11 protein-coding genes are annotated in these 15,315 nt (G+C 53.2%); 10 read left to right on the top strand and 1 reads right to left on the bottom strand.

Going from position 1 to position 15,315, the window contains the following annotated elements:
* Positions 1–65: 65 nt before the first annotated feature.
* Both EI42_RS09850 and EI42_RS09845 read left to right on the top strand, forming a co-directional pair.
* Positions 66–1,745, top strand: coding sequence for a sensor histidine kinase (locus EI42_RS09850; RefSeq protein ID WP_111321368.1), 1,680 nt, complete (start codon positions 66–68; stop codon positions 1,743–1,745).
* Complete coding sequence (locus EI42_RS09845; protein ID WP_111321366.1) at positions 1,745–2,449, top strand: response regulator transcription factor; 705 nt, start codon at positions 1,745–1,747, stop codon at positions 2,447–2,449. Before EI42_RS09850 ends, EI42_RS09845 begins: the two co-directional genes overlap by 1 nt.
* Positions 2,450–2,458: 9 nt before the next feature.
* On the opposite strand, the gene EI42_RS09840 is transcribed toward EI42_RS09845, so the two are convergent.
* A complete protein-coding gene (locus EI42_RS09840) occupies positions 2,459–4,495 on the bottom strand; it encodes an APC family permease (RefSeq protein WP_111321364.1) in 2,037 nt (678 codons plus the stop codon).
* A gap of 383 nt (positions 4,496–4,878) precedes the next feature.
* Here EI42_RS09840 and EI42_RS09835 point away from each other — a divergent pair, with 383 nt between their 5' ends.
* The 8 genes from EI42_RS09835 (at position 4,879) to EI42_RS09800 (ending at position 15,253) form a co-directional block, all read left to right on the top strand.
* A complete protein-coding gene (locus EI42_RS09835; protein WP_111321362.1) occupies positions 4,879–5,319 on the top strand; it encodes a response regulator in 441 nt (146 codons plus the stop codon).
* A gap of 101 nt (positions 5,320–5,420) precedes the next feature.
* On the top strand, positions 5,421–5,516 hold the full coding sequence (kdpF, locus tag EI42_RS09830; RefSeq protein WP_111321360.1) for a K(+)-transporting ATPase subunit F: 96 nt from the start codon (positions 5,421–5,423) through the stop codon (positions 5,514–5,516).
* A 22-nt stretch (positions 5,517–5,538) separates the two neighbouring features.
* The gene (gene kdpA / locus EI42_RS09825; RefSeq protein ID WP_111321358.1) at positions 5,539–7,272 is read left to right on the top strand and encodes a potassium-transporting ATPase subunit KdpA; all 1,734 of its coding nucleotides are present in this window, start codon (positions 5,539–5,541) and stop codon (positions 7,270–7,272) included.
* A 3-nt stretch (positions 7,273–7,275) separates the two neighbouring features.
* A complete protein-coding gene (kdpB, locus tag EI42_RS09820; RefSeq protein ID WP_111321356.1) occupies positions 7,276–9,399 on the top strand; it encodes a potassium-transporting ATPase subunit KdpB in 2,124 nt (707 codons plus the stop codon).
* Between the two features lie 64 nt (positions 9,400–9,463).
* On the top strand, positions 9,464–10,081 hold the full coding sequence (gene kdpC, locus EI42_RS09815; protein WP_111321354.1) for a potassium-transporting ATPase subunit KdpC: 618 nt from the start codon (positions 9,464–9,466) through the stop codon (positions 10,079–10,081).
* A gap of 17 nt (positions 10,082–10,098) precedes the next feature.
* Positions 10,099–11,367: a sensor protein KdpD gene (locus tag EI42_RS09810; RefSeq protein WP_111321352.1), complete on the top strand. Its 1,269-nt coding sequence runs from the start codon at positions 10,099–10,101 to the stop codon at positions 11,365–11,367.
* 313 nt (positions 11,368–11,680) lie between these two features.
* Entirely contained in the window at positions 11,681–13,084 is a 1,404-nt protein-coding gene (locus EI42_RS09805) for a MoxR family ATPase (protein WP_111321350.1), read from the top strand.
* Positions 13,085–13,096: 12 nt separating this feature from the next.
* Entirely contained in the window at positions 13,097–15,253 is a 2,157-nt protein-coding gene (locus tag EI42_RS09800; RefSeq protein WP_111321348.1) for a VWA domain-containing protein, read from the top strand.
* Positions 15,254–15,315: the final 62 nt, after the last annotated feature.

The raw sequence follows: 15,315 nt of genomic DNA, 5'->3' as shown, positions 1-15,315 counted from the left end.
ATATGCTTGGCAGTGAAACTGCCTGATTGACAGGCAGAGAGAACTGTGATTGCGCTGGTGACGTGATGAAGAAGTCTATTGAGCAGATATTATTTTTAGGGGCGAGAAGGGGTGAAAGAAAAGAGCGCTGTTTGATCGATACGCTGCTTGGTCTGGTGAGTGCGCTGTGTCTCTCGGGTATTATCCTCCTGTTCGGGTTGTATCCGAAGATTCCGAATATCACCTTTCTGTACCTGCTGGCGGTACTCCTTCTGGCAACAACCCGCGGGCTCTATGCAGCGCTGGTCGCGACCATTGTTGCCTTTCTCTCGTTTGATTATCTGCTCGTTGATCCGATCTATACCTTTACTATTCATCGGTTTGAAGAATGGTTAGCGCTTTTTATCTGCTTGTTGATCTCGGTGATTACCGGTCAGTTGGCTGCTCGTCTACGGCAACAGGCGGAGGAGGCTAAAAAGCGTGAGGGGGAAACGCGAGCCCTTTATAATCTGGTGCGAGCAACGTTGGATGAAGAGAATCTTGAACGACAGCTTCAGGTGGTGGCAGACTCTATTCTACAGGTGTTCTTGTCTGCTGGAGTGCGTGATTGCGCTATTCTGTTGCCCGATGAGCGTGGGGTGTTGACCTTGCGGGCCGACGCCTGCCATGTTGCCGAGCATATGCGGCTCTCCGCTGATGAGGCGATAACGGCGGAGTCGGCCATGCGCGAAGGAAAGATTGTCGATCTCTATTTAGAAGATAACGGGCCTCATTCAAGCTCTTCCTACTGGTTTCGGCGTGATCTACGCGAAGGGCGACAACGAAATCTATATGTGCGCATGTTGCCCCTTCGTGTGGGGGTACGCGTGATAGGCGTGGCGCGACTGCTGGTTGAGGATGATTCGCGGCGGTTTTCGCTGGCACGCAGTTTGCGGATCAGCGATGTGCGGAAAGATCCACAGCAAACCTTTTTCTGGACCTTTTTGGATCAGGCGACAGCGGTCATCGATCGGGCGCGTTTACAACAGGAGAACTTGCAGGTAGAATTATTGCGCCGAACGGATGCCTTACGAACCGCGCTCCTCTCCTCGGTGTCGCACGACTTGCGCACGCCACTGGCCTCGATTAAAGCGGCTGCCAGTAGTTTGCTTCAGGAGGACGTGGAATGGAACCCGGAAGAGCGGCGTAGTTTTGCGCAAGCGATTGAGACGGAAGCAGATCGCTTGAATCGATTGGTCGGGAATCTGCTTGATATGTCGCGCATTGAGGGAGGCGCGTTAAAGCCAGAGAAAGAATGGTATCTCGTTAATGAGCTGATCTATGACGTGCTGGAGCGTTTAAGCCCCATGCTGCGAGGACGCGAGGTTCGAACGACGATCCCGGATGAGTTGCCCCCGGTTGAGATTGACTACTTGCAGATGGATCAGGTGCTTACCAACCTGATCGAGAACGCGGTGCGCTATACGCCACCCGCCTCACCAATTGAGGTCTCTGTTGAGGCTCGCAGTCAAGACCTCCTGATCAGTGTTGGCGATTACGGACCGGGCATTCCTCCGGCAGATATAGAGCGCATCTTTGATAAGTTTTACCGGGTACTGGAAACAAAGCGCAAGAATACCAGCATTATGGGTTCTGGACTGGGTCTGGCGGTTTGTCGCGGGCTGGTTGAGGCACATGGAGGGCGAATCTGGGCCGAGAATCGGGAAGGCGGAGGCGCGCTTTTCCGGTTTACGTTACCCTTAGAAAAGGGAGTACAGGAGGGATAATGAGTAAAAGCGGTGCACGTATTCTGGTCGTTGATGATGAGATCGAGATTGTGCGGGCATTGCAGCGCAGTTTAACGGCGCATGGCTACGAGGTCTTTACAACGGGAAGTGGTGAAGAGGCACTGGATGAGATCATGCGTCACCGGCCTGATCTGGTTCTGCTGGATCTCGGGTTGCCGGGGATCAGTGGCCTGGAAGTATGTAAGCGGGTGCGCGAACAATCCAATCTGCCCATTATTATCTTATCTGTCAAAGATACCGAGCGTGATAAAGTGCTGGCGCTTGATCTTGGAGCGGATGACTATGTTTCCAAACCGTTCGGGATCAATGAAGTGCTGGCGCGGGTGCGAGTGGCCTTACGGCATTCGGCACAGGTGCAGGCAGGGACCGAGCCTGTTTTTGAGTCCGGGCCGCTCCGGATTGACTTTGCCCTGCGGGCTGTACAGGTGAACGGGAAAGATGTGAAGTTGACACCAACCGAATATGATCTGTTAAAGGCGTTGGTGAACAATCGAGGGAAGATTATGACGCGGCAGATGTTGCTTTCGCAGGTGTGGGGCGCAGGGTATGGCTCTGAGGCGCATTATCTGCACGTATATATCGGGCAGTTGCGTCGCAAAATAGAGCCAGACCCCGCTCATCCTCGCTTTATTCTTACCATTTCAGGCGTGGGCTATCGCTTTAGTAGCGAAGAGCGAGAATAAAGCAAGCGTTTACCACGTCTTCAGCAGGTGAGCCACTTTCCCGTAAGGCGTAAGCTCGTAACGAATACGGTCAGGATTGATGTCTTTGATATAGTCGTTATCCGAGGCAGCAATGACCGTATCATGCGGATTCACGATTTGCCAGATGTGTGTGACGCTTTCAGGGCCACCCTGGAGATACACATAGCGGCGCAGTGGTACTTTTGCCTGCTGTGCGAGGCTTTCGGCGCGACCGAAGTACTGTTTCGCCTGCGTGTCTTCCAGATACGGATCAACAATTTCCATCATCCGAGGCGTTTGCTGGCGTGGCTGGCGGTTACTCAGATAGACAAACATAATTGGCTTCTCCTGATCCGCGTTGGTGATAGCCGCGCGAATAACCGCCTTGTTGTGTTCGTTATCCGGCAAAAGAATAGCGAGCACTGAATTCGGGATGCGTCCTTCGATCCGCGTGACGACGATAGGCACAGGGACGCGTCCTGTTACCTTCTTGGCGCGAATATAGACCAGATACGCTACTCCCATACCGATGATGGTGATAACGCCGCCGAAAATTGTTGCCAGATGCTTGGTTACCAGGTTGGTAGTCCAGGCTATCGTTACCAGAAGAGTGGTGAGTATACCCAGGAAGTAATCAATCTTAAACCACAGGCTTTTGGTTTCGGCCTCCGAAGCCATAACCTCTGCTTCCTGGGTATTGGCTGCTAGTGCACCGGTGCGCTGTGGCTGTGGAGTGCCCGAAAGCTGTAAATCGTGCGTGGTTGTTACTTCTCGTTGCCCATCTGTACCAGTCAATGGTTCTGAAGGACCGAGTAATCTTCCCCATTCTTCTGCTTCCTCCGCTTCCCGTGCCTTCTTCCAGTCTCTGGCACGAATGATATCCAGACCCAGGCAGGTCAGGGCAAAGGCGCCTAAGAGACCGAAGGCGTACATATCGCCAAGAATTGTCAGATTCCCCTGGACCAGAATCAGGACCGCAATAGGGACACCGACCGCCAGCAGGATCGCGAAATGCGGTGTATTGCGTAGCTTATTGCGCTTGAGCAGGAAAGATGGAAGAAATTCCATCCGTGCCAGCGCCATAAACACGTGGTATGCGCCAATAATCGCGGTATTACTGGCGAAGATCAGCAAGGCACCTGCACTGATCGCGACTTCTGCCTGAAGGATCGTATTGCCCCAGTGACCGGCCAGGAGCGAGATGATCTGCTCATTGCGAACGGGATCCTGAGCTGCATCTTTGAGCAGCATCGTTGAGAGGGTCGTGAGCAGTGGGCTGGTTATACCTATCGTTAGCACCACCAGGAACATTGCAAGCCCTGCGGTTTTCTTCCGAGGTAATTTCATTACCGGGGAAAGCTGCGAGATACTTTCCAATCCCGAGAACGCAAGGAAGGCATTCCCGAAGCCCACAAGTAAAGCAGGAAACGTCAGATGAGATTCCTGGAACATCCGGGGAAAGAGCGCCAGGAATTCACCAAATGAGATGTGTGTGAATACCGTGATGAGAATGGCGATATCGCTAACAAATGCAATTGCCGCGCCAATCAAACTGACTTTGGCACTCTCACTGATACCGACCCAGTTAAGCAGGCCAAGCAGGATGAGCACACCTATAGTGACCCATTCCGCCCAGGGATGTAGGGCCGGAAAAACGACGCTCAGGTAGATAACACCCGAGAGACAGCTGATTGTTGCCGTCAAAAAGTAGTCTACAAGAATAAACATACCGCCCAATGCGCCAAACCAGGGGTTCAGGGCATGAGCGGCAACCGTTACGACACCACCGCCCTGCGGAAAGCGGTGAGAAACCTCAGTGTATTTCAGCGTCAATAGCACAAAGACGGCCATTGTCAGAAAGACAAAGAAGCCTGCCAATCCTTGTACGTTGTGATACAGAATACCCGGGGTGTAGTAAATAGAGGTTCCTATATCGGCAAAGACGACGGCCCAACAAAGAATAGGGCCGAGAGCATTTTGTTTGCCGTGTTGCTCGTCTCCATGTGTTACGTCTGCTGTTGTTGGTGCCACAGATTCCTGTGCCATGTTGTTGTGTCATCCTTTAAAAAGAATGGTTGTGTTTTGCCTATGACGTTTCTCGCTTCTGACCATGAGTTCGCTTCTGGTCACGTATCTACATAGTTTAGCATAGCCCAACGGAACAAGTAAGGTTTTTTCGTGCCAATTTCTGAGAAAATTTTAAGGATTCTACTGTTTTTCTTGAGTACAACTTGAGAATCCTCTTCCATGATAAGAACGAGTCCAATTGAGAAAGATCAAATGCTTTCGGTCCTCTCCATAGAAATCTTGAGCAAATTTTGAGAATCCTCTTTACTCTTTTTATACCACCTTGAGCGAACAGGGGGTATAGTTTCTGATGTGGCTTTCGGAAGTTCTTTCGGAGTATGAAGCGCTAGAAAGGGGTGAGTATGCAAGGGGCACGTCTGCTACTGGTTGAAGATGATGCAATGCTCTGTCAGCTCATTATGCGGAACCTGCGGGCTCGTGGGCATCTGACTACGAGCGCCACTGACGTGGAACAGGCGTTGCATTGCCTGCGGACACAGACGTTTGATCTGATTATTCTGGATATCAACCTGCCAGATCAAACGGGCTGGGATGTGCTGCGATGTGCCTTACAGGAGCGAGTGCTTCAACCGCTGCCAGAGGGAAACCATGCGGGTAAGCTTCCAGTGGTCGTGCTCTCAGCGGTTCGCGTCAGTCCACGACGCCTGGCGGAATTTCGCCCCCTTGCCTACTTGCCCAAGCCGTTCGTGATGGATGCGTTACTCCGGCTGGCTGCTGAGGCCGCATCTGATCGTCATTATACTTCAAATTCAATCCCTTGCCGTGCAGATGAGGAGGCGTGAGAATGCTGGATCTGCTCGTTGTTCTTGCGACTGTTGTGTTTTTTCTACTCTGTGTTGCATTTACCTATGCATGTGACCGCTTGTAGGAGGACTACCAGAGAATGAATACTCCCGTTGAATACGTTCTGGTTGGTATTGTTGCCCTGGTGCTCGGGGTGTATCTTTTTGTCGCTTTGCTTGCACCGGAGAAATTTTAGCTGTTGTTGAGGTGTTTTGGTTATGCCTGTAATGGTGAACTCGATCTTGCAGGTCCTTGTTTTTCTGGTCATTCTGCTGCTCCTCACGAAGCCGCTTGGCCTGTATATGTACTACGTGTTTAATGGTCAGAAGACCTGGCTTACGCCTGTCCTGCGGCCCGTAGAGAATCTGATCTACCGGATCTGTGGTGTGAAGGCTGATGAGGAGCAGAAATGGACCGGATATACCGTCTCCATGCTTGCGTTCAGCCTGGCCAGTATGCTGTTTCTGTATCTGCTTCAACGCATTCAGGGCTGGCTTCCCTTGAACCCCCAGGGATTTGGCGCTGTCGAGCCAAATCTGGCCTTTAATACGGCGGCCAGTTTTACAACAAATACCAACTGGCAGGCGTATGGTGGTGAGCAAACGATGAGCTATCTGACCCAGATGGCAGGGCTGGCGTTCCAGAACTTTGTTTCTGCGGCTGCTGGCATCGCAATAGCGGTTGCTCTGATCCGTGGGCTTTCGCGCAAGAGCGCTCAGGCACTCGGGAACTTCTGGGTAGATCTGACACGTATCACGCTTTATATATTGATTCCTATCTGTATAGTAGGGGCGCTGGTGCTGGTCTCGCAGGGGGTGGTGCAGAACTTTCAGCCTTATGTTGAGGTGACATCGCTTGAGGGCGTGAAACAGGTTATTGCACAGGGGCCGGTTGCCTCGCAAGAGATTATTAAAGAGCTTGGCACAAACGGCGGTGGTTTCTTCAATGCGAACTCGGCACACCCATTTGAGAATCCCAATGTGCTGACGAATATGATTGAGATGCTGGCCATTCTGGTCATTCCTGCCGCACTAGTATACACCTTTGGACGCTCAGTCGGCAATACAAAGCAGGGATGGGCCATCTGGGCTGCAATGGCGCTGCTCTTTGTGATCGGTATTGCGGTTGCCATGTCAGCCGAGCAAGCCGGGAACCCGTTGCTGACAAAGGCAGGAGCGAATCTGTCTGTAACTGATTTGCAGGCGGGCGGCAACATGGAAGGCAAAGAGGTTCGCTTTGGAATTACGCAATCCGCACTCTTTGCTGTCGTGACAACGGTTGCTTCCTGTGGCGCGGTGAACGGCTTCCATGATAGCTATACCCCGCTTGGTGGTATGATCCCGATGGCGAATATCGCGCTTGGTGAGGTTATCTTCGGTGGCGTCGGCTCCGGTCTCTATGGGATGCTCCTGTTCGCCATTATCGCAGTGTTTATTGCTGGTCTGATGGTTGGCCGTACGCCTGAGTATCTCGGCAAGAAGATCGAGAAGAAAGAAATGAAGATGGCTGCCCTGGCAATCCTGGTAATGCCTGCAACTATCCTGATTATGAGCGCTGTGGCGGCTGTACTGCCAATTGGCACCAGTTCGATTGCGAACCCGGGACCGCACGGACTTTCAGAGATCCTGTATGCCTACACGTCTGGTGCTGGAAATAACGGCTCTGCGTTTGGAGGGCTTGCCGTAAACACGCCGTTCTACAACTGGACGATTGGCTTCGCGATGCTGTTAGGACGTTTCCTGATTATTGTACCCACAATGGCGATTGCCGGTTCGATGGTCAAGAAGAAGGTGGTTCCCGCTGGACCGGGAACATTCCCAACTACGGGCCCGCTCTTTGTCTTCCTGCTGGCAGGTACAGTTGTGATCGTTGGGGCTTTGACCTACTTCCCCGCCTATTCGTTGGGGCCAATTGTCGAGCATTTACTGATGCTTTCGGGCAAGGTGTTTTAAGCAATGAGTATCGGTACTTTAGAATCTAAAGAGTGGAAATCTCAGAAGAAGAACAATGCGAGTTCCATTTTCAATGGGGCGATTCTGCGTCGGGCGATGCTGGATGCATTGAAGAAATTGGATCCGCGCTGGCAGATGAAGAACCCGGTGATGTTTGTGGTGGAGATCGGGAGCGTCATCACGACTATTGAGGCGGTTCGCCTGATCATTACCGGTCCTGCTGCCGAGATGTGGTTTGTGCTAGGGGTGACGCTCTGGCTTTGGTTTACAGTGCTCTTTGCAAACTTTGCCGAAGCAATGGCCGAGGGCCGGGGCAAAGCACAGGCCGACGCGCTACGCAAGACACGCACGACAACGATGGCGAAGCGCCTGGCTTCTGCCTCGCGTGACAGCTCCTATGAAGAGATTTCGGCACCACAGTTGCGCAAGGGTGATGTTGTCCTGGTTGAGGCGGGAGATGTGATCCCGGGTGATGGCGAGGTGATCGAAGGGGTTGCATCTGTTGATGAGTCGGCGATTACTGGTGAGTCGGCTCCTGTCATTCGTGAGAGCGGCGGTGATCGCAGTGCAGTCACAGGGGGCACACGAGTTCTTTCTGACTGGATCGTGGTCAAGATCAGCGCGAACCCTGGTGAAACCTTTCTTGACCGTATGATCTCACTGGTTGAGGGTGCGGCCCGCCAGAAGACTCCGAATGAGATCGCACTGAATATCCTGCTGGCAAGTCTGACGATCATCTTCTTGCTGGCAGTCGTGACGCTGGAGCCGTTTGCGATCTATTCAGGAAACGCGGTATCGATCACGACACTGATTGCGTTGTTGGTCTGTCTGATCCCGACAACAATTGGGGGTCTGCTCTCAGCGATCGGTATTGCTGGTATGGACCGCATGGTTCAGCGCAATGTGCTGGCAATGAGTGGACGTGCTGTCGAGGCGGCTGGAGATGTCGACGTGCTGCTGCTCGATAAAACCGGGACGATTACGCTGGGAAATCGTATGGCCAGCCGCTTTGTTCCTGCACAGGGCGTTCATGAACGAGAGCTTGCGCAGGCGGCACTGCTTTCCAGCCTTGCCGATGAAACGCCAGAAGGTCGCTCGATTGTCAAGCTGGCTGAAGATCGCTATGGGCTGCACGCAACCGAGGAGACTGGAGCTACCTTTATTCCCTTCACCGCCCAGACACGGATGAGTGGCGTTGATCTGAACGAGGGTGGTGGTGTCCGCATGATCCGCAAGGGTGCCTCCGATGCCGTCAATACATATGTGATTGAGAATGGTGGGCAGCGCAGCAAAGAGCTGGATGCGCTGGTCAAAGAGATCGCCAGTTCCGGCAGTACGCCGCTGGTGGTTGCTGAGATGGTGACGCAAGGTGCAGGGAAAGGACAGGCGCGTCTGCTTGGGGTGATTGAGCTGAAGGACATTGTGAAGGGCGGTATGCGTGAGCGCTTTGAGCAGCTTCGCCGTATGGGTATTCGCACGATCATGATCACAGGCGATAACCCACTGACCGCTGCGGCGATTGCGAAAGAGGCAGGCGTTGATGACTTCCTGGCGCAGGCAACTCCTGAAACCAAGATGAAGCTGATCAAGGAGCAGCAGGCCGGTGGCCGTCTGGTTGCGATGACCGGAGATGGAACCAACGATGCACCCGCGCTGGCTCAGGCTGATGTCGGTCTGGCAATGAATACCGGGACACAGGCCGCAAAAGAGGCCGCCAACATGGTTGATCTGGACTCGAACCCAACCAAGCTGATTGAGGTCGTTGAAGTAGGGAAGCAGTTGCTGATGACGCGTGGCGCGTTAACTACCTTCAGTATCGCGAACGACGTTGCGAAATACTTCGCGATTATCCCGGCAATGTTTAGTGCCACCTACCCGCAGTTGAATGCGCTCAACATTATGCATCTGGCGACGCCGCATAGTGCAGTGCTTTCAGCGGTGATCTTCAATGCTATCATTATTATCATCCTGATCCCGCTGGCCTTACGGGGCGTGAAGTATCGAGCGCTCGGAGCTGGAACCCTGCTACGGCGGAATCTCCTGCTCTATGGACTTGGTGGTTTGATTGTTCCGTTTATCGGGATCAAGCTTATCGATCTGGTCCTGGTGCTGTTACATCTGGCCTGAACAGAGAACTGGTAGAGCGGCCCGCAGGGTTGCTCTACCGCTGAGGATAAGAGGAAACGCTATCATGGTTGTGAGTGCCGTTAAAAACTATATTCGTCCCGCTGTCCTGATTACAATTCTTCTGGTAATAATCACCGGCCTGATTTATCCGGGAATAGTCACCGGACTGGCGCAGCTTCTCTTCCCGTATCAGGCGAATGGCAGCATTCATATGGTAAATGGGAAACCTATCGGTTCAGACCTGATCGGGCAGTACTGGACCGAGCCGAAGTACTTTCACGGACGCCCTTCTGTGACAGTGAGCGTCTCGGATAGCTCCAGGAGTGAGCCATACAATGCACAGAACTCGACCGCTTCCAACCAGGGACCAACCAACCAGAATCTGACCAAAGCGGTTGAGGAGCGTATTGCAGAGCTGAAAAAGGAGAATCCTGATGTGAAGCCGGGAACGCCGATTCCGGTTGATCTGGTGACTGCTTCTGGCTCTGGACTTGATCCCGACATTACCCTTGCGGGTGCGGAGTATCAGGTACCACGTATCGCGAAGGCCCGGGGAATCAGCGAAGCACAGGTTGAGCAGGTGATTAAGGAGCATACACAGGGCCGCTTCCTGGGCTTCCTCGGTGAGCCGCATGTCAATGTGCTTGAGCTGAATCTTGCCCTGGACGCGCTCAAGCAATAGCGGGAGAACATTGGCGTATGACAGATCTGCCACCAGAGTTCCAGCGTGAGGATGGTCGTCCTGATCCTGAAGCGTTGCTCAAGCGGTATCATCTTGATGAGGAGGAGCAGGTCAGTACCGAGATAGGACAGACACGCAGGCGAGGGCGTCTGCGTGTCTATCTGGGCGCGGCGGCTGGTGTCGGCAAGACCTATGCCATGCTCAATGAGGGGCGGCGGCGCAAGGAACGCGGTACCGATGTTGTGATTGGCTATGTGGAAACGCATAAGCGCTCCCAAACCGAGGCCCAGATAGGAGACCTTGAGATCATACCACGCAAGCAGATTCTCTATAAGGGGGTACTGCTTGAGGAGATGGATACAGATGCCATTCTGAAACGTTACCCTGAAGTGGCGCTGGTTGACGAGCTGGCACATACCAATGCGGCTGGTTCAAAGCATAAGAAGCGGTATCAGGATGTGCTGGAAATTCTGGAGGCAGGGATTGATGTGATTGCCACTTTGAACGTCCAGCATCTGGAGAGCCTGAATGACCTTGTCTCCAACATTACCGGGATCACAGTTCGCGAGACGTTGCCTGATTGGGTGCTCGATCAGGCCGATGAGGTTGAGCTGATCGATATCGCTCCTCGGGCGCTGCGCCAGCGGATGCGACACGGCAATATTTACCCTCCAGAACGCATTGAGACCGCGCTGAATAATTTCTTCCGTGAGGGGAACCTGACGGCGCTCCGCGAAATCGCGCTCCGATTGACCGCCAATAAAACCGAGTCCCAGTTACAGCAATATCTCGATGAACATGCAATGCAGGCTACAACCTGGGAGACCAATGAACGGGTGTTGGTTGGCTTTGACCATCGACCGCAGAGCCGCTCGATTATTCGGGATGCCTGGCGGCTGGCACATGGCCTGCATGCCGACTTTGTTGCAGTTTCCATTGAGGTTGGCGGATATCGGGCCTTCTTGCGCCGTCTGTTTGCGCTGGTGAAGTATCGCGGCGCGATCAAGGCGCATCGTGCGGAGGCGCGGAAACGCCTGGAGGAGCATATGACGCTGGCTGAAGATCTGGGGGCGGAGGTGTTGCGCATTAAGGGGGATGATGTCGCAGCTTTGCTGGCTGAGATCGCGCGACAAAAGCGAGCGACACAGATTGTTGTCGGCCAGCCCGCGCATACCCGGTTTGAAGAAATGCTCTATGGATCGGTGATCAATCGTCTTCTCCGCCTGAATCCGGATGTGGATATCCACATCGTACCCCTGAAACGAGAAGAGGGTCCAGATCTGTAGCGCTGGTATCCCTCTTCTGAACCGCTGTTTCGACCTCTGGGAAGGGTTTGACGTTGCTCTCTGTCGTCAAATCCTTCTTTTTTCGCAGGTAAGGCGCTCGTTCGGCCTCAGTTGCCCGTTGACGAGCTAGTAGATAGCCCTTTGTCTGCCAGCTTGAACCGGCCTGACTTGCATTTATCTTCTCGGACTGTGTAGAATCTAGTACTGGTTCCACTAGTTTCTTGTATTGTGGGACCCATGTCTGATAGGGCAACATTCCTCAGAGTCAGGCATGCGTCTCAAAGCCGGTCCCCCAAGAAAGGTTATGCACTGAATGACAATTACTACTCGACCTCGGACAATTGGTGAATTGCGCGATAGCGGCTATAAAGTGCTCTCCATAAAGGAAGAGATGCGCAAGAATCTGATAGAGAAAATTCGGAAAGGCGAAGAGTTGTTTCCAGGGATTATCGGCTATGAAGAGACGGTAATACCCCAGATCGAGAACGCGATACTCTCCGGTCAGGATATTATCTTTCTCGGTGAACGTGGTCAGGCAAAGACGCGTATGGCGCGAAGCCTGGTCAATTTGCTGGATGAATATGTCCCGATTATTGCCGGGAGCGAGATAAATGACAATCCGTTCGAGCCGATCAGCAAGTACGCGCGCGATAAAGTCGCGGAACTGGGTGATAGAACAGAAATCGAGTGGATTCCCCGAGAGCGGCGCTATGGCGAGAAGCTGGCAACGCCCGATATCACCATTTCTGATCTGATCGGTGAAGTTGACCCGATTCGTGTCGCTGAAGGGCGGTATCTCTCTGATGAGCTGACGATTCACTACGGTTTAATTCCTCGCACAAACCGTGGAATCTTCTGTATTAACGAGCTACCAGACCTTGCCGAGCGGATTCAGGTTGGTCTGCTGAACATCATGGAGGAACGTGACGTTCAGATCCGCGGTTATAAAATCCGGTTGCCGCTGGACACCTTTGTTGTTGCCAGTGCGAACCCGGAAGATTATACCAATCGTGGTCGCATTATCACCCCGTTGAAGGACCGTATCGGCTCGCAGATTCGCACCCACTACCCGACAGATGTTGAACACGAGATTCGGATTATGGAGTCGGAGAGCAATCACTTCGAGACGGAGGGGCTGGAAGTCCTCGTTCCGGACTTTATGAAAGAAGTGATTGCGGAGATTACCCATCTGGCGCGGCGAAGTACCGATATCAGCCAGCGCTCGGGGGTAAGCGTGCGTGTTTCGGTGGCGAACTTTGAAAATGTGCTCAGTAACGCCAGTCGCCGTGCGTTACGCCTCGGTGAGCGTCAGGTGGCGCCTCGGGTGAGCGATCTTTCAGCTATCCTTGCCTCAACCTGTGGCAAGATTGAGCTGGATGCAATTGGCGATGTGCAGGAAGAGCGCGTTGTGCGCAAGCTGATTAATATGGCAATTTTGAACGTTTTCGGCCAGTACTTTGAGGCGCGTGAGTTTGATCAATTGCTGGCTGGATTTGAGCGGGGGCTGCACGTTCAGGTCGGTGATGACATGCCCGCGATGGAATATGTGAATCAGCTTTCAAAGGTTGGCGGTCTTAGCAAAGCGATTGACCGTCTGAAAGGCCGGGGAAGCCCCGCGACTATTGCATCATCCGTCGAGTTTATTCTTGAGGGATTGCACCTGAATCGCCGTCTCAATAAGGATGATGTCCGTGGAAAAGTGCGCTATCGCCGCTAAAGGACATGGTTTATGCTAGAACGCTTCTTTCGCAGACGTTACGGGTATTCACGCTGGGATGGGACGCAGCAGCTAGAGGGACTCGATGCTGATGATATCCTGAAAGCCCTCTCAGATGACTACCTGGAAAATGGAAATCTGCAACAGGCCATGAAACGCCTGATGCAGGAAGGGGTACGCGGGGAAGATGGACGCCGCGCAATGGGCTTGCGCGAGCTTATGGATCGCCTGCGCCGCCAGCGCAATGAGATGCTCAATCGCTACAACATGGCGTCAGGCGTGATGGATGATCTCCGGCAAAAGCTGGATGAGATTAAACAGATGGAGCGCTCTGGGATTCAGCAACGCCTTGAACGCCAGGGCGCCGAGTCGCCAGCGGAGGAACAACAGAGCAACGGGCAGCAAGGTGAGGGAATGCAGCAGTCCTCTGAAGGGGAGCAGTCAGGTGCAGGGCAGCAGGGTGAGGAAGGGCAGCAATCCTCTGAAGGGGAGCAGTCGGGTGATGGCCTGTCTCCTGAGCAGAAGCGCCGCATGCTGGAAGCAATCGCAAAACGCAAACTGGACTATCTGGACAGCCTGCCAAAAGATATCCCGGGGCAGATGAAGAAGCTCTCCGAGTATGACTTTATGGATGCACAGGCCCGCCAGAAGTTTCAGGAATTGATGGATAGCTTGCAACAGCAGATGATGCAGCAGTTCTTTCAGGGAATGCAGCAATCCTTGCGCTCAATGAGTCAGGAAGATGTGACCCGGTTGCGCGAGATGATTCGCGACCTGAATAAGATGTTGCGTGAGCGCCGCGAGGGACACGAGCCGGATTTCGATTCGTTTATGCAAAAGCATGGTCAGTACTTCCCGGGGGTTAATTCTCTGGATGATCTGATCGAGCAGATGCAGATGCAGTCGGCAGCGATGCAGGGCATTCTCGATAATCTCTCTCCTGAACAACGCGAGGAACTGCAACAGTTGTCAGATCAACTGCTGGGAGATGACCGGATTCGCGTTGATATGATGGAGATGTTTGCGCATCTGGAAGCCCTGGCTCCAATGGATGATATCCGCACCCGGTTCCCGTTCAGAGGCAATGAAACCCTGCCACTGAACGAGGCCCTGCGCATGATGGGGCGCATGCAGCAGATGGAGGGGCTGGAAGATGAGCTTCAGGAGGCCCGTCGTCTGGATGATCTGGAGGCGATTGACAGCCAGAAAGTCAAGGAACTGCTAGGAGATGAAGAATACCAGTCCGTTGAGCAGTTGAAAGAGTTGATGAAGATGCTGGAAGAGGCCGGTTATATCGAGAAGCGCGGAAACCGTTGGGAACTGACGGCCCGGGCAATCCGGAAGATCGGTCAGAAGGCGCTTCAGGATATCTTCAATAAGCTCAAACGAGATGGTTTCGGGCGACATGTGGTTCCCTATCGTGGCACTGGTGGTGATCGAACCGATGAGAGTAAGCCCTATCAGTTCGGTGATCCGTTCTTGCTCGATCTGGAAAAGACGATGATGAATGCAGTGACTCGTCAGGGGGCAGGAACGCCTGTCCGGCTCACGCAGGATGATTTTGAGGTCTACCGAACCGAGTATTCAACCCAGTCATCCACGGTGCTGATGATCGATATGAGCCTGAGTATGGTGTATAACGGTTGTCAGCAGGCGGCCAAAAAGGTCGCTATTGCGCTTGAAAGCCTGATTCGCTCACAGTTCCCGCGAGATAATCTCTATGTGGTGGGCTTCTCATTTGTGGCGCGTGAGTACAAGCCGCATGAGTTGATTGAGCTCAGTCGCTATGATAATGACCGTGGCACTAATATGGCGCATGGTCTGATGCTTGCGCGGCAACTGTTGGCGCGCCATCGTGGCGTCAACAAGCAGATCATCATGATTACCGATGGAGGCCCGACCGTCTGGTATGAAGAGCGCTATGGTGGCTGGCAGTTTGCGTTCCCGAGTCCCTACGCGGAACAGCAGACCTTGCTGGAAGCACAGCGCTGTACGCGTGAAGGCATTACCATCAATACCTTTATGCTGTACGACGATGATTATATGATCGCTTTTGTCAACCAGCTATCCCAGATCAACCGGGGACGGACGTTCTATGCTGATCGTGATAACCTCGGTGAATACCTGCTGGTTGACTACCTCAACAGTAAGCGTAAATTTGTGCACTAGACTTTCAGCGGGCGGCGGATACTATTGCTATCCGCCGCTCTCTTTTTTTGGGGGCTTACCGG

Source organism: Thermosporothrix hazakensis (assembly GCF_003253565.1).
GTDB lineage: Bacteria > Chloroflexota > Ktedonobacteria > Ktedonobacterales > Ktedonobacteraceae > Thermosporothrix > Thermosporothrix hazakensis.
The sequence above is the reverse complement of the archived record's forward strand: the minus strand, read 5'-3'. Positions and strand labels throughout refer to the sequence as shown.

Excerpts from the sequence above, each read along its gene's own strand:
- EI42_RS09845 (WP_111321366.1), top strand. The coding sequence starts at position 1,745 with ATGAGTAAAAGCGGTGCACGTATTCTGGTCGTTGATGATGAGATCGAG.
- EI42_RS09840 (WP_111321364.1), bottom strand. The coding sequence starts at position 4,495 with ATGGCACAGGAATCTGTGGCACCAACAACAGCAGACGTAACACATGGA.
- kdpB (WP_111321356.1), top strand. The coding sequence starts at position 7,276 with ATGAGTATCGGTACTTTAGAATCTAAAGAGTGGAAATCTCAGAAGAAG.
- kdpC (WP_111321354.1), top strand. The coding sequence starts at position 9,464 with ATGGTTGTGAGTGCCGTTAAAAACTATATTCGTCCCGCTGTCCTGATT.
- EI42_RS09835 (WP_111321362.1), top strand. The coding sequence starts at position 4,879 with ATGCAAGGGGCACGTCTGCTACTGGTTGAAGATGATGCAATGCTCTGT.
- kdpF (WP_111321360.1), top strand. The coding sequence starts at position 5,421 with ATGAATACTCCCGTTGAATACGTTCTGGTTGGTATTGTTGCCCTGGTG.
- EI42_RS09810 (WP_111321352.1), top strand. The coding sequence starts at position 10,099 with ATGACAGATCTGCCACCAGAGTTCCAGCGTGAGGATGGTCGTCCTGAT.
- kdpA (WP_111321358.1), top strand. The coding sequence starts at position 5,539 with ATGCCTGTAATGGTGAACTCGATCTTGCAGGTCCTTGTTTTTCTGGTC.
- EI42_RS09800 (WP_111321348.1), top strand. The coding sequence starts at position 13,097 with ATGCTAGAACGCTTCTTTCGCAGACGTTACGGGTATTCACGCTGGGAT.
- EI42_RS09850 (WP_111321368.1), top strand. The coding sequence starts at position 66 with ATGAAGAAGTCTATTGAGCAGATATTATTTTTAGGGGCGAGAAGGGGT.
- EI42_RS09805 (WP_111321350.1), top strand. The coding sequence starts at position 11,681 with ATGACAATTACTACTCGACCTCGGACAATTGGTGAATTGCGCGATAGC.